Annotated in this window: 15 protein-coding genes and 1 pseudogene; 6 read left to right on the top strand and 10 right to left on the bottom strand. The window is 62.8% G+C overall.

Annotated elements, in window-relative coordinates:
• Positions 1–9 precede the first annotated feature (9 nt).
• On the bottom strand, positions 10–570 hold the full coding sequence (gene petA, locus NP503_RS24840) for a ubiquinol-cytochrome c reductase iron-sulfur subunit (protein WP_127270959.1): 561 nt from the start codon (positions 568–570) through the stop codon (positions 10–12).
• A gap of 312 nt (positions 571–882) precedes the next feature.
• On the opposite strand from petA, the gene NP503_RS24845 reads away from it, so the two are divergent.
• Positions 883–1,227 (top strand): cupin domain-containing protein, encoded by a 345-nt coding sequence (locus NP503_RS24845; RefSeq protein WP_127270961.1) that lies wholly within the window; start codon positions 883–885, stop codon positions 1,225–1,227.
• Between the two features lie 3 nt (positions 1,228–1,230).
• On the opposite strand, the gene NP503_RS24850 is transcribed toward NP503_RS24845, so the two are convergent.
• From NP503_RS24850 to NP503_RS24870, 5 genes are read right to left on the bottom strand one after another with little or no spacing between them, the layout of a single operon-like run.
• A complete protein-coding gene (locus NP503_RS24850; RefSeq protein ID WP_127270963.1) occupies positions 1,231–1,542 on the bottom strand; it encodes a DUF6665 family protein in 312 nt (103 codons plus the stop codon).
• A 1-nt stretch (position 1,543) separates the two neighbouring features.
• Positions 1,544–2,023 (bottom strand): GNAT family N-acetyltransferase, encoded by a 480-nt coding sequence (locus NP503_RS24855; protein ID WP_127270964.1) that lies wholly within the window; start codon positions 2,021–2,023, stop codon positions 1,544–1,546.
• Positions 2,024–2,027: 4 nt separating this feature from the next.
• The gene (locus NP503_RS24860; protein WP_127271991.1) at positions 2,028–3,911 is read right to left on the bottom strand and encodes an ABC transporter ATP-binding protein; all 1,884 of its coding nucleotides are present in this window, start codon (positions 3,909–3,911) and stop codon (positions 2,028–2,030) included.
• Positions 3,912–3,921: 10 nt separating this feature from the next.
• Complete coding sequence (locus tag NP503_RS24865; protein ID WP_127271989.1) at positions 3,922–5,808, bottom strand: ABC transporter ATP-binding protein; 1,887 nt, start codon at positions 5,806–5,808, stop codon at positions 3,922–3,924.
• Positions 5,809–5,837: 29 nt separating this feature from the next.
• Positions 5,838–6,233, bottom strand: a complete 396-nt coding sequence (locus tag NP503_RS24870; RefSeq protein WP_127271716.1) for a hypothetical protein — start codon at positions 6,231–6,233, stop codon at positions 5,838–5,840.
• Between the two features lie 443 nt (positions 6,234–6,676).
• On the opposite strand from NP503_RS24870, the pseudogene NP503_RS24875 reads away from it, so the two are divergent.
• Both NP503_RS24875 and soxR read left to right on the top strand, forming a co-directional pair.
• A pseudogene (locus NP503_RS24875) lies at positions 6,677–7,130 on the top strand (tRNA (cytidine(34)-2'-O)-methyltransferase).
• 132 nt (positions 7,131–7,262) lie between these two features.
• A complete protein-coding gene (gene soxR / locus NP503_RS24880) occupies positions 7,263–7,724 on the top strand; it encodes a redox-sensitive transcriptional activator SoxR (protein WP_127269424.1) in 462 nt (153 codons plus the stop codon).
• On the opposite strand, the gene NP503_RS24885 is transcribed toward soxR, so the two are convergent.
• On the bottom strand, positions 7,721–7,978 hold the full coding sequence (locus NP503_RS24885; RefSeq protein WP_127269425.1) for a hypothetical protein: 258 nt from the start codon (positions 7,976–7,978) through the stop codon (positions 7,721–7,723). The two genes, soxR and NP503_RS24885, sit on opposite strands and share 4 nt — an antisense overlap.
• Positions 7,979–8,144: 166 nt before the next feature.
• Between NP503_RS24885 and hemF the strand changes: the two genes are divergently transcribed.
• From hemF to NP503_RS24900, 3 genes are all read left to right on the top strand, one after another.
• Complete coding sequence (gene hemF, locus NP503_RS24890) at positions 8,145–9,059, top strand: oxygen-dependent coproporphyrinogen oxidase (RefSeq protein WP_127269426.1); 915 nt, start codon at positions 8,145–8,147, stop codon at positions 9,057–9,059.
• 308 nt (positions 9,060–9,367) lie between these two features.
• A complete protein-coding gene (locus NP503_RS24895; protein WP_127269427.1) occupies positions 9,368–9,628 on the top strand; it encodes a DUF1344 domain-containing protein in 261 nt (86 codons plus the stop codon).
• 234 nt (positions 9,629–9,862) lie between these two features.
• Entirely contained in the window at positions 9,863–10,048 is a 186-nt protein-coding gene (locus NP503_RS24900; RefSeq protein WP_127269428.1) for a DUF1059 domain-containing protein, read from the top strand.
• Position 10,049: 1 nt separating this feature from the next.
• Here the strand turns inward: NP503_RS24900 and NP503_RS24905 are convergent, their stop codons facing one another.
• Genes NP503_RS24905 through NP503_RS24915 form a run of 3 tightly spaced genes read right to left on the bottom strand, consistent with a single transcriptional unit; the run spans position 10,050 to position 12,573 of the window.
• A complete protein-coding gene (locus tag NP503_RS24905; RefSeq protein WP_127269429.1) occupies positions 10,050–11,315 on the bottom strand; it encodes a CCA tRNA nucleotidyltransferase in 1,266 nt (421 codons plus the stop codon).
• Complete coding sequence (locus NP503_RS24910) at positions 11,312–11,944, bottom strand: CoA pyrophosphatase (RefSeq protein WP_127269430.1); 633 nt, start codon at positions 11,942–11,944, stop codon at positions 11,312–11,314. Before NP503_RS24910 ends, NP503_RS24905 begins: the two co-directional genes overlap by 4 nt.
• Entirely contained in the window at positions 11,944–12,573 is a 630-nt protein-coding gene (locus NP503_RS24915; protein ID WP_127271874.1) for a DUF1285 domain-containing protein, read from the bottom strand. Before NP503_RS24915 ends, NP503_RS24910 begins: the two co-directional genes overlap by 1 nt.
• Positions 12,574–12,656 lie beyond the last annotated feature (83 nt).

Genomic DNA, 12,656 nt, shown 5'->3' on the forward strand with positions numbered 1-12,656 from the left:
TCCCCTGCCTCAACCGATAAGGATCTTGGTATCGGAAATGAACTTGAATACCGGCACCGCCATGTTCTCAGGCGCCGGGCCTTGGCGGATGCGTCCGGCCGTGTCGTAGACCGAGCCGTGGCAAGGGCAGAACCAGCCGCCGAAATCGCCTTCCTGGCCGAGCGGAATGCAGCCGAGATGGGTACAGACCTGAACCATCACCATCCAGGCTTCCTTGCCGGGCGTGGTGCGATTGGCGTCGGTCGCCGGTGCATCGGCCGGCAGATTGGCGTTGCGGGCGATCGGGTCCTTGAGATCGGCCAGCTTGACGGCCTCGCCGTCCTTCATTTCCTGTTCGGTGCGGTTGCGGACCACGACCGGCTTGCCGCGCCATTTGACGATCAGCGACATGCCCGGCGTCAGCGAGGCGACGTCGACTTCGACGGAAGCGAGCGCCAGCGTCGAGGCATCGGGGCGCATCTGGTCGATGAACGGCCACGCGAAGGCACCCGCGCCGACCACTGCGGCCATGCCGGTGGCGACGTAGAGAAAATCACGACGGTTGGGATCCTGGGTGTCGGTTGCGCTCACGGGTGCCTGATCCTTTCGCCTTTCCGTGCCGGTGGCTGAGCCTTGTTCCCCGCTCAATTACGCCAACCCGACAGCGCATGGCGAACAGGCTTGCGAATTCCTCCGGCATTTGGACTTCGGTTTATGCGTGAAGCCCGTTTTTGTCCAGACGGGTGAAGGCACAAGGGCAGATTGTCGCGGGGACAAAATCCGCCACCGCTCAACGCGACGCCGGATAGCCGCCAAACATCGCTAAACAACCGGGAAACAACCGCAAATCCGACGCCCCTGTTCGGCTCGACACAAGGCGCCAGCCGGGTCTATCCTTGTATCATGGCACACGTCATAGACCGCGACACCTGGTCTGTTCGCTCCGACCATTGGAAGGGCGAATTGCAATGTGGCGCCTACGGCTCCAACTCCTGCCTGATCTTCAACTATTTGCCTGGCGTCGGCGGCGGCCCCCGCCTGCACACGCATCCCTACGCGGAGATCTTCATCATCCGCCAGGGCACCGGCCTGTTCACTGTCGGCGACCAGGAGATCGAGGCATCCGCCGGCCAGATCCTGATCGTGCCGCCCAACACGCCGCACAAATTCACCAATCTCGGCCCAGGCCCGCTGGAAACGACCGACATCCATGAAAACGGCAGCTTCATCACCGAATGGCTGGAGTGACCCCTATTTCGCGCCGAGCCTGGCCAGCACCGCTCTCGGGATGTTGTATTCACGAATGACGGCATCGTGCTTGCGCAAGCCGCACAGCTCGCGCTGGATGAAATAGCCATGCACCGCCTCGGCGGCATCCTTGAGCAGCCGGGGGCGCAGTTGCTCGTCGGCATTGTCGCGCAGCCTGGCCAGCGTTTCCTCTACCCGCTGGCCGGCGCGGCCGAGTGCTGCCGCCTTTTCCGCCAATATTTCATGGCCGAGCGCGTCGAAGGCGGCTTCGGCGGCCGAGCCGCCGGCAAGATGAGATGGCGGACGCAAGGACATTTCAGTCTCCTTTCGCGAAAACCATGCGGTGAGTGACGAATTCTTCGCCTTCCACGTGCGTAAATCCAAGCCGTGCGTAAAAACCAAAAGCCTCTTGCGGCGCGCGGGTGTTCAGCGCGGCGAAATGGTGACGTGCCCTGTCGATAACGGTTTCGATCAGCATCCGGCCAAGGCCGGCGCGACGGTGACGCGCACTGACGAACAGGTGCCGGACCCGGCCGTGGTCCCTGGCCTCGAAATAGGGATCGATGTTCAACCCGCACACGCCGGCGAGTTCCCTTCCATCCCAGGCTCCGTACAGCGCCTCGCCCCGTTTCAGGAACTTGTTGCGGCCACTTGCCCAGCCATCCGCCAGGCGCACCAGCATCCAGTAGCCTTCCTGCCGGCTCTCTTCCTTCAGCGTGTCGAAAGCCGGCATGGTCGGCCGGAGCCGCTTGAGAACGTAGCCGACCTCTGAGATGGCGCCTGTTGATCCACCCATGGAGCTACTCCGCCGGGCGTGTCTCTTCGAGCACGCTGTCCTCGTGATAGAGAAAACCGCCGGACTGCCGCTTCCACAGCCGCGCATAGAGCCCCTCGAGTGCTACCAACTCGTCATGCGTGCCTTGCTCGACGATGCGGCCACCGTCGAGCACCACCAGCCGGTCGAGTGCCGCGATCGTCGACAGCCGGTGGGCGATGGCGATGACCGTCTTGTTTTCCATCAGCCGCGTCAGATTCTCCTGGATCGCCGCCTCGATGTCGGAATCGAGCGCCGAGGTCGCTTCGTCGAGGATCAGGATCGGCGCGTCCTTGAGGAAGACACGGGCGATAGCCACGCGCTGGCGCTGGCCGCCTGACAGTTTGACGCCGCGCTCGCCGACAAAGGCTTCGTAGCCGGCGCGGTCCCTGTTGTCGCGCAAGGTCAGGATGAACTCGTGCGCCTCGGCCTTTTTCGCCGCCGCGATCACCTCCGCATCGGTCGCGTCAGGCATGCCGAGCTTGATGTTGTCGCGCAGCGAACGGTGGAACAGCGCCGTGTCCTGGCTGACGACGCCGATATTGGCGCGCAGCGAATTCTGCGTGACTTTGGCGACATCCTGGCCATCGATGGTGATCGACCCGCTCTCCAGATCGTAGAGGCGCAGGATCAGGTTCGCGAGCGTCGTCTTGCCGGCGCCAGACGGTCCGACCAGCCCGACCTTCTCGCCCGGCTTGACGACAAGGTCGATGCCGTTCAGCACGCCGAAACCTTTGCCGTAATGGAACTCGACGTTGTTCACCTCGATACGACCGCCTGCCACCACGAGTTCCTTGGCGTCGGGCGCATCGATGAGGCCGAGGGGCTGCGAAATCAGCGCCTTGGAGTTCTCCAGCACGCCGAGGTTTCGCAAGATGCTGTTGAGCTGCATCATCAGCCGGCCGAGCAGCATGTTGAGCCGCAGCACCAGCGACAGCGTGAAGGCGACCGCGCCGACGGTGATCGAGCCCTCGACCCAGAGATAAACGGCAAAGCAGCCGATCGCCGTGATCATAATGCCCGACAGCGTCGTCAACGCCATGCGCACGCCGGTCAGCCGGCGGGTGAACGGGCGCAATGCGTCGAGGTAGATGTCGAAACCGTTCCTGATGTAGCGGTCGTCGCCGTCGGCCGAGAACAGTTTCAGCGTCTGCACGTTGGAATAGGAATCGACGATGCGACCGGTGATCATCGAGCCGGCCTCGGCGGTTTCCTCGGCATGCTTGCGGATTGCCGGCAAGTAGAGCTTGGCCAGCCAAGCGAAAGCGGAAATCCAGATCACCACCAGCACCGCCAGCCTGAGATCGAGGCCTGCGACCAGCGCCAGCGTCGTCACCGTGTAGACGATCATGAACCAGACGACCTCGATGAAGCTTTCCATCAGGTCGCCGGTGGCTTGCCCCGCCTGCCAGACCTTTGTCGCGATGCGGCCGGCGAAATCGTTCTGGAAAAAGGCGTAGGACTGGCGCGAGACATGCCGGTGTGCCTGCCAGCGCACCAGATTGTAGAAGCCCGGCGTGATGGTCTGTTCATCGACCAGCGCCGACAGGCCGACGACGACGGTGCGGATGACCAGCACCACCACGACCATGAAAACCAGTTCAGGACCGGCGGCGGCCCACAGTGCGTGCCAGCTGCGCTCGGCGGGAAGCTGGTCGAGAATATCGACGAGCCGCCCGACGAAGTAGAACAGGCCGGCCTCGACCAGCGGCGCGATGCCGCCGATGACCAGCATGGCGAAGAAGGCGAACTTCGCCTGGCCGACATAGTGCCAGAGGAAACCGCCGACGCTGGTCGGTGGCCGAAGATTCGCTGGCTCCCTGAACGGATAGACCCAGTTCTCGAACCAGCGATAGACGGCTGTCATCATGCGGCGGCCATCATTCTGCGGCTTGCCCCTTTGCAAGTGCATCGTTGGCGGGGTCGGCGGGACCGCCCTCAAGCAGGAACCCGCCCGACTGGCGCTGCCAGAGCTGCGCGTAGAGCCCGCCGCGGGCGACGAGTTCCTCGTGCGAACCTTCCTCGATGACACGGCCTTTGTCCATCACCACCAGCCTGTCCATCGCCGCGATGGTCGACAGTCGGTGCGCGATGGCGATGACGGTCTTACCTTGCATGAGCTTGTAGAGGTTCTCCTGGATCGCCGCCTCGGCTTCGGAATCAAGCGCCGAGGTCGCTTCGTCAAGGATAAGTATTGGCGCATCCTTCAACATAACGCGAGCAATGGCGATGCGTTGACGCTGGCCGCCGGACAATTTGACGCCGCGGTCGCCGACATGGGCATCGAAGCCCTTCCGGCCACCGGCATCCGAAAGCCCTGATATGAAGTCCAGCGCCTCGGCGCGCCGCGCCGCCTCGACAAGCATCTCGTCGGTGGCATCGGGCCGGCCATAGAGGATGTTCTCGCGCACCGAACGATGCAGCAGCGAGGTGTCCTGCGTGACCATGCCGATCTGCGCACGCAGCGAATCCTGCTTCACACCGGCGATCTCCTGGCCGTCGATCAATATCTGCCCGGCTTCGAGGTCGTAGAAGCGCAGCAACAGGTTGACCAGCGTCGACTTGCCGGCGCCGGAGCGGCCTACGATGCCGACCTTTTCGCCCGGCTTCACCGCCAGCGACAAGCCTTCGATCACACCCTTCTGCTTGCCGTAGTGGAAGCGGATGTCCTCGAAGCGGATTTCACCCCTGGAAACGCTGATCTCCTTCGCGTCCGGCCTGTCCTCGACAAGACGCGGCAGCGAGATCGAGGCGATGCCGTCCTGCACCGTGCCGATGTTCTCGAACAGGCCCGACATTTCCCACATGATCCATTGCGACATGCCCCACATCCTGAGCACAAGGCCGATGACCACGGCGACCGCGCCGATCGTCACTGCTTGCCCCAGCCACAGCCACAACGCCATCGCGGTGACGGAGAACAAGAGCAATGCATTCAGGATGTAAAGCGAGCCAAAAAGCACTGTCACCAGCCGCATCGACCGGTAGACCGTTTCGAGAAAGCCGGACATGCCGTCTTTGGCGAATGACGCTTCGCGGCGTGCATGGCTGAACAGCTTGACCGTCTGGATGTTGGAGTAGCTATCGACGACCCGGCCGGTCATGATCGAGCGCGCATTGGCCTGCTCCTCGCCGACCTTGCCCAACCGCGGGATGAAGTAGCGCAGCAAAAGGATATAGCCGACCAGCCAGACGCCGAGCGGCGCGGCCAGCCGCCAGTCGGCCGAGCCGACGATGAGCAGCATGCCGAGGAAATAGACGATAACGTAGTTCAGGACGTCGATCACCTTGATGACGCATTCGCGCACGGCGAGAGCCGTCTGCATCAGCTTTGTCGCGATGCGGCCGGCGAACTCGTCCTGGTAGAAACTCATCGACTGCTTGAGCAGATAGCGGTGCACCTGCCAGCGGATGCGCATGGGATAATTGCCCATCAGCGTCTGCTGGTTGAGAAACGAATGCAGCCATACCGTGCCCGGCAGCGCGAACAGCACGATGAAGGCCATGCCGGCGAGCTTCCAGGCTTCCGTCTGCAGGAAGGTTTCGCGATTCTGCCCCGACAGCCAGTCGACGATGCGGCCGAGAAAGCCGAACATCCATACTTCCGCGATCGCGATGGCCGTCACCAGCACCGCGTCGAAAAGGATATATGGCCATGCGCCGCGCGTATAATGCAGGCAGAAGGCAACCAGCGTCTTGGGCGGCTCGACCGGTTCCGCTGCGGGGAACGGATCGAGCCTTTTTTCAAACCAGCTAAACAACAACATAGGTTATGCCTGTGAAATGTGTGTGCCGCTTACGCGGCACGTGAGCGTACGAAATCCGCGGAACCCATGGCGTCAAGGGCCGACGGTCTGGAATCACCCGGACCGTCGGCCCTGCTTCGCGCAATATAGGGGCTCGCGGGCTTTTCGCCGACAGCTGCGCCAGACGATCCTGACGACACGGTGCCGCCAGCCCGGTTTTTCGCGCCCGGCCGGATCAGCCGGATGATCCGGCGCACCAGCGAAGGCCGGCTCAGATCGGGAACCGCGCGCGAAAAATCGACATCCGGCAGCATGCCGCGATGCGGCCGGCGGCGAACCTCGGCGTGCACCGCCGACGAATAGGTGTCGCCGATCAGCAGCGCCCAGGTCGGCAGTCGATGGATATGCAGGCTCCTCGAGCCAGGTATTCTATAGGGATCGAACATCGGTCCGTCCTCCGTGTGAAAATCGAGATAAAAAGGCGAAGCAATATCGTCCGCCGGCATTCGGCCGGAGGCATGCTTTGCGTCGGTCTGGACATGACAAGCATCGGTCCGGACAGGTTCAGCTGGGGTGTTCAGCCCTTTTGACTTTTTGAAAAACATCGCAGGATTCCTTCGAGAGCCGAAAAATCGTTTCGGCGGGAATCGGTGCGATCAAGTCTTAGAGAGTCAGGAGAATCGTCGTACCGAAACCGCCGGCAGGCAGGTAAGCCCACGAGAGGGGCGCTGGATGTGCATGATCATCATGAATTACCCCTCCATCGGTTCGGGTTGACAATCCTGGCTGTATACCCGACCTCGCAGAAAATGGCCACCCGCAGGTCCAGCAATTTCCAAAACCGCCAAGCCGCTGTGGCCGATCCGCCACTTATTAGAAGGACGCGGAAATGAACTGTCGTCTCCGCATCGCGCTCTACCAGCCTGACATTGCCGGCAACACCGGGACAATCCTGCGCTTCGCCGCGTGCCTCGGACTTGGCGTCGACATCATCGAACCGGCCGGATTTCCGCTCTCCGACAAAGCGCTCAAGCGAGCCGGCATGGACTACCTCGAAATGGCTGCCCCGGCATGTCGACTGGCATGCCTTCGAGGAATGGCGCAAGGCTGGTTCGCGCCGGCTGGTGCTGCTGTCGACCAAAGCCACGACGGCCTACACCAGCTTCATCTTCGCCGAAGGCGACATACTCCTGTTTGGCCGGGAATCCGCAGGCGTGCCGGATCCTGTCCATCAGGCGGCTGATACGCGGCTGACCATCCCGATGCAGGGTACGGCGCGCAGCATCAACGTCGCGCTCTCCGTCGCCATGGTGGCGGGCGAAGCCGTCCGGCAACTCGGATAATGGCAGTCCGTCTCCCGTCATCTTGACCCAGGCGCACATCGCCTTCTCCTTCGTTTGCACATCCAGGGTTTCTTCGCTACAAGCTCAACTTAACTTTAGGTCAAGCGGAAAAATCGGGGCGGAAAATCAGACATGGCGCCTATAACGGAATTGACGGTCGGCCAGGTGGCCATGCGCAGCGGGGTGGCGGTGTCGGCGCTGCATTTCTACGAGGCCCGCGGCCTGATCCGCAGCCATCGCACGTCGGGCAACCAGCGCCGCTACGGCCGCGATGTGCTGCGGCGCGTGGCGATCATCAAGGTTGCACAGGAGGTCGGCATCTCGCTGGCCGAAATCGGTGCCGCACTTGAATCACTGCCCGAAGGCCGCACGCCGACGCGCGACGACTGGAACCTTTTGTCGACCGCCTGGCGCGACGGGCTCGACCACAAGATCGCCCAGTTGAAGAAACTGCGCGACGGGCTGACCGACTGCATCGGCTGCGGCTGCATGTCCATCGACAAATGCCCGTTGCGCAACAAGGGCGACCGGCTGGCGCGCGAGGGGACAGGGGCAAGAAGGCTGGTTGCTCCGCCTCTCTCAAGGACATCCTAGTCAGCCGCTGGCAACCGCCTGATGGTGAACTCGATCAGGTCGCCCGGCCGCTCGAACCAGCTTTCGATCTCGGTCCAGTAGGCCTGCTTGGGAAAGCGCTCGAACCATTCCTTGGCCTTGAGCCGCGCATCGGAGCGCGGCAGCACGAAGGTCTCTCGCAGGAAACCATCGCGCGGCATACGCACGCGCTCGGCACGGCTTTGGTCGAGCCTTCTCTTCAGGCCATCCAGCGGCGGTCTTGCCGGGGTGCGCACGAAACAGCTCCTTGCACCTGGCGCATGACCCGAAATCGGAATCGAGTTTCGGAAAGGATCATGCGCAAAACCAAAGTGACTTGACCCTTGCCCTTAAGAGATTAGGGATCGCGCCGGCAAAAGACGAGTCATTTGTGGGACTCGCCGCCCCAACCGGAGACGGCACTTGGAACGACCAGAAATACCGACAGGCCTGCCCGCCGACATCGAACAGAAGAAGATGAAGGCACGGCTGTGGTTCGAGGCGCTGCGCGAACGCATCTGCGCCACTTTCGAGCAGATCGAGCAGGACCTTGGCGGGCCGCTGGCCTCGTGGTCACCGGGCCGTTTCGAAAAGACGCCGTGGGAACGCGACGAGGGCCGTGGCGGCGGCGGTACCATGTCGATGATGCACGGCCGCGTCTTCGAAAAGGTCGGCGTCCACACTTCGACCGTCCATGGCGAGTTCTCGCCCGAATTCAGGAAGCAGATGCCCGGCGCCGAGGAAGACCCGCGCTTCTGGGCATCCGGCATTTCGCTGATCGCGCACCCGTGGAATCCCAACGTTCCGGCCGTGCACATGAACACGCGCATGGTGGTAACATCGCGCCAATGGTTCGGCGGCGGCGCCGATCTGACACCGGTGCTCGATCGCCGCCGCACCCAGGACGACCCTGATACTCTCGCCTTCCATCGCGCCATGCAATTCGCTTGCGAGAAGAATGCCGCGGTCGCCGATTACCCGAAATTCAAGGCCTGGTGCGACGAGTACTTCTATCTGTCGCACCGCAACGAGCCGCGCGGCACCGGCGGCATCTTTTTCGACTGGCTGCATTCGGGCGAGGACAAAGGCGGCTGGAATGCCGATTTCAACTTCGTCCAGGATGTCGGCCGCTCCTTTCTCGTCGTCTACGGTCACCTCGTGCGCGCCAACTTCAACGAGAACTGGACCGATGGCGACCGTGACGAACAGCTCATCCGCCGCGGCCGCTATGTCGAATTCAATCTGCTTCACGATCGCGGCACCATCTTCGGACTGAAGACCGGCGGCAATGTCGCGTCCATTCTCTCCAGCCTGCCGCCCGAGGTTCGCTGGCCGTAACAAAATGGTGAGCGCGGCGTGAGTCGCATTGATGTCCCATTCGCTCGAAATGGGCATGGAATGTGGCACACGGTGCGGCGCAAAATTTCTTTTTCGTCTAATAGGCCGTTGAAAAGACTGGCCTATTTGTGGGGCCGGGTCGGGAAGCGCCGGCGGTTCGCCTGCGCGCAATTCCAGGAAAGTGCGAAACGGCTTTCCGACCGGAATTGCGTCAGACAAAGCGAGCCGCGACCCGACGCGACCGGACGGCCCAGACGACGCGGGGCACCTCATTGAGAGGGATGCCCTACTTCCAGGAGTACTTCGCAATGCGCAAGATCATTGTTTCGGCGGCCGCCGCTGCCCTTCTCGCTTCCGGTTCGGTGGCATTCGCCGCCGTCAAGCACACCACCGGAACGATCAAGACCTTTGACGCAACGGCCATGAGTCTGGTCCTCGACGATGGATCGTCTTTTACGCTTCCCAAGACCTTCAAGGATCCTGGCCTGCAGGTCGGTGAAAAAGTCCGTGTCTCATGGGATATGAAGGGCAAGAACAAGGTCGCCGAGGCCGTCAAGGCCGCAAAATGATGGCTTGCCCGCCAGAGCAGGATGAGACGATGTCCGGTCCTGTTTCGGGATAGTGTTAAGAGGGTGGAGCAGCGCTGCTCCGCCTGTTTGCCGTTGACCGCAACCAATGCCGCCCCATCTGTGTTATGCTTCTCACCCGCTCGCGGTCCGCGGATTAAACCCTGGAACCGGACCATGAGCCAAAAAAAGTACCGGAGCCTCGACCAGGCTTCACGGAGGAAAAGGAGAAATCTCATGAAGGAATTTCACTGCGGGTCGCTCGTGCCCGGCTGTGACTGGCACACGCGTGCCGACGAGGAGGCCGAGGTCATGCGCCGTGCCGTCGAGCACATGCGCGAGACGCATGGTGAGACGGTCATCCGCGAGACGATGATCGAGGCGATCCGCTCGCGCATCGAAAAGAGCCGCGACGCGGCCTGATCTACCCGGCGTTCAAAGCTTCGGCGGCGCGCTTGAGGAGCGCGTCGCGATCAGGGGTAAACCCGGCTTCGACCCATTCCGCCTCGAGATTCCTGAGGATTTCGCCGAGTTTCGGTCCTGGAGTTGCGCCGAGCGCTGTGAGATCGGCACCTTTCAGCGGAAACAACGGCTTTTCCCATTTGGTGGCGAAGGCAAGCTGGCGCGAAAAGCCACCGGCTTCGAGCAGCGCCTCATTGTCCTCGACGGCGCGCACTCTGGCTGCCGCAAGCGACAGCCGCAGCCGGTCGACAAACCCCTGCCGGTCGCCGCGATAGAGCCTTTTCGCCAGTTCGCCCTCGGTCGTCTTCGGCTCGACGGCGGTGGCAAGCGCCCAGTGGCGCAGGCGATCCGCTTCGGCGGTCGAGAGTTTGAGCCGCTCGGCGAGCGTCTTCATGCGAGCGGCATCGGGCGGCACGATCGCTTCCAGTCTGAGCAGCGGGTCGGGTGCCCAGCCCAGATCCTTCCCGGCCTTGGCCAACCCATGGATGGCATCGATGCCCCATTTCTCGCTTTCCGGCAGCGCTGCGGTCAAGACGCCTGCCTGCCGCATCCAGAGCAGCGCCCGTGACGGATCGGGCGCCGACAAGAGCTTCTTCAGTTCCGACCAGATGCGCTCGGCCGAAAGCTGGGCCAGCCCTTCCTTAAGCCGGGCGCAGGCTTTCAGCCCTTCGGCGTCCGGCCGTCCATCGCCGTACCAGGCGAAGAAGCGGAAGAAGCGCAGGATGCGCAGATAATCCTCGCGGATACGCGCTTCCGGGTCGCCGATGAAGCGCAGCCGGCGTGCCTCGATGTCGGCAATGCCGCCGACCAGGTCGACAACCCTGCCGTCGGCCTCGGCATAGAGCGCATTGATGGTGAAGTCGCGCCGCTCGGCGTCAAGCTTCCAGTCGCGCCCGAACGACACTTTCGCGCGTCGCCCGTCGGTCTCGATATCGGCGCGCAAGGTGGTGATTTCATAAGGTTTTCCGCCGGCAACCACGGTGATTGTCCCATGTTCGATGCCGGTTGGCACCGCCTTGAACCCTTCCGCTTCGGCGCGGCGGAGGGTTTGCTGCGGCAGGCAGGTGGTGGCGATGTCGATGTCGGCGACGGGCTGGCCCATCAGCGTGTTGCGCACCGCGCCGCCGGCGACTCGCGCCTCTTCACCGCCTTCGGCCAGTGCGAACAGCAGGCGCTGCAGATGCTTGTCGCCGAGCCAGTCGGCCCTGTCCGCGATCGAGACACTCACGCATAAAGCCTTTCATAGAGGGTACGGATGATGCCGGCGGTGACGCCCCAGATGCGCCGTTCGCCGTAAGGCATGTCGTAGAAGAACCATTCGAGATCGTTCCACATGCGGCTGTCGCGCTTGTGGTTGGCCGGGTCCATCAGGAAGCGCAGCGGCACTTCGAAAGCGGCGTCGACCTCGTCGGCGTTGAGCGTCAGTTGGAAACCGGGCCGCACGATGCCCAGCACCGGCGCGATGCGGTAGCCGCTGCCGGCGACATAGTCGGGCATGCGGCCAATGATCTCGATGCGGTCTCGGCCAAGCCCGATCTCCTCGAAAGTCTCGCGCAGCGCCGCCGCCTCAGGGCTCGGATCGGTCGGATCGATGGTGCCGCCGGGAAATGCCACCTGCCCCGAATGGCTGCGCAGCTTTTCGGCCCGTTTGGTCAGGAGAACCGTCGCATCGCCCTCATGATCGACCACCGGGATCAGCACCGCGGCATTGCGCAGCGCCTTGCCCTGGTTGAGGCGCGGATGGCCGGGGTTGAAGCGATGATCGCCATAATCGTCGCCGGCATGCGCATCCGGCTGCACGGCAAAACGCGCGCGAAAATCCGCGGATGAAAACGGCGCCGGCGTCACCTGGTCCATCACGCGCTCAGCCGCTTCAACTGGTCCGCCGGCATGATCGGGAACACGGCGCCCTTGGAGCGCACCGCGAACATCGTCTCGCCGCCGATCTCGACCTCCTCGCCATGCCCGACCAGCTCATACATAACCGGCCGCGCCACCAGCGCCTCCAGACGGCCCCGCACCAGCACATAGGGCTTCAATCCGCCGGTCTCGTTCTCGTCGACGAAGCGCAGCGGCCGTTCCGGCCCGGCCTCGACGACATCGCCGACATTGGTGCGGAAGGTGATGGTCTGCGCTTCGCCGCTACCCGAAACGTCCATTTCGACCGCGATGAACGGCGCATCGGCAACGCGGATGCCGACCTTTTCCACCGGTGTCACCAGATAGGTCCTGCCATCGGCGTCCTTGCGCAGCACCGAGGAGAAAAGCTGCACCAGCGGCATGCGCCCGATCGGCGTGCCCAGATAGAACCAGGTGCCGTCGGACTTGATCTCCATGTCCAGATCGCCGCAGAAGTCGGGATTCCAGCGTTCGACGGGTGCCGCCCCCTTGCCGGCACGGGCGGCGCGCGAGATGAGCGCCTCGAGGCCACGCGCCTCGGTGGCATCCGTCAGGCTTTCTTCACGATGTCCCAAGGGTCCCGTCATGGTCACGAAATAGTCACTGTTGTTGCGCTTGTCAGCCTAAGTCTGTGATTTAAGTTTCGACATAGGCGCCACGCGAGGCCGAA

The sequence above is a fragment of the Mesorhizobium sp. SEMIA396 genome, from assembly GCF_024518615.1.
Classification (GTDB): Bacteria; Pseudomonadota; Alphaproteobacteria; order Rhizobiales; family Rhizobiaceae; genus Mesorhizobium.